The following is a 1,486-nucleotide window of genomic DNA, read 5'->3' on the forward strand; positions in this document are numbered from 1 at the left end:
ATTTTGTCTCGGTTCAGTGGTGGGCTTCGTTTGCCTCACCTCATTTAATATAGCTGACCTCTCTGGGAATGTCAACTACTTTTTCAAAAATTTTTTAGACTTTTTGGTAAATGGGTTGAAAGCTTTACTGGAACAGGGTTTTGCAAATCAGATTAATTGCAGTCTCCAGAAGTGGTTAGTTTCTATGGGACTGCCAATGTTTGACACTCTGCGTCCTAAAGGAGCGCAGATTCTTGATTCAACGAGTCCACTTAGACTAGATCCCTTGCAGTTTCTAACAAGCGAGGTGGTTCTCTCCTCAAGCGTTACTTAGGGAATGCCCTTCCCTAGTTGGATGATTCCCAATTTGTTTGAGTTTAAATTCTGTGTCGTGTTTCGACTACTTCGACTACTTCGACTACTTCGACTACTTCGACTGCGCCTTTCGACACCGCCCTTCGACACCGCTCAGGACAGGCTCGGTACAAGTACGCTTAACACAAGTTTAGCCCCCATGTAGACGCGAAGCGGCTTCCCGAAGGATAGATTTTACCTATTCCTGGGTAGGAACTAGAACTATGGAATAGAACCCACCAATCTTCAATTGTCAAGGTACAGATTGCCGTTAGGCAGTTAGGTTTTTATACAGGTTGATTACCATGCCTGTTGAAAAACAATATATCATGACTGCCCCACGCATGGGCAATCTGTTCGCCTACATCCACCGCCTCAAGTACGATCAAGTATTTCCACCAAGTTCCGATACTTTATCAGGCGTGGTTTTGGCTCACTCGATTTTCTTATAAGTTGCAGAAAAATTTATAGTAGTGCGCTGTCAGGAACGGGCAGGATGCCCATCCCACAAGATGGGGGAATATATAGTAACAGCCTACTTGGTGCAACACTCAGCCATATTTGCTGTTTGGGTCGCTGCTTGTGAATCGAATTGGCTAAAATCAAAATGTTTAACCTATTTCTATTTACTGTCAGGTTTTGGCTACTTTATCTTGTCCTCGTTGTCATCAACTTATTGATAGTCAGGCTATCACTTGTCCTCATTGCCGAATAACTCTAAAAGCTTTTGGACATCCGGGTATTCCTTTGCATCGTGCTGTTGGCAATGACTATCTTTGTGAAACCTGTGTTTATCATCAGGATGATAGCTGTAATTTTCCCAAACGCCCTTATGCTCAAGATTGTACTCTTTACCAAAATTGGCAAGAGAGTCAGTTAGAACTGGAAAGGCAGACTAATAAAAGCTGGCTTCAACGAAATCAGGGTCTAGTGCTGCTCATAGCTATATTATTTGTCTGTTTGTTAATTTCTCTGACAACCTAAGTAATATAGTTAGGACATACGCACAAGTCAGGGTTAGTAGCTAGTTACTGTTTTCTTAACCAATACTAACAAATACTCACATTTACTGAAAATTTCCTGTCATCTTTTGCTTTGTGACAGAATTACAGTAAAATCACTGTATGCTACTAGGATTCAAAACCCAACTCAA

At 41.7% G+C, this 1,486-nt stretch carries 2 protein-coding genes; both read left to right on the forward strand.

The features are described from left to right. On the forward strand, window positions 1-313 hold a 313-nt coding region (locus PN497_RS22820), incomplete at its 5' end, for a hypothetical protein (protein ID WP_272110895.1). 659 nt (window positions 314-972) lie between these two features. Continuing rightward, a complete protein-coding gene (locus PN497_RS22825) occupies window positions 973-1,317 on the forward strand; it encodes a zinc ribbon domain-containing protein (protein WP_096567566.1) in 345 nt (114 codons plus the stop codon). Window positions 1,318-1,486: the final 169 nt, after the last annotated feature.

The sequence above is a fragment of the Sphaerospermopsis kisseleviana CS-549 genome (assembly GCF_028329225.1).
GTDB classification, from domain to species: Bacteria; Cyanobacteriota; Cyanobacteriia; order Cyanobacteriales; family Nostocaceae; genus Sphaerospermopsis; species Sphaerospermopsis kisseleviana.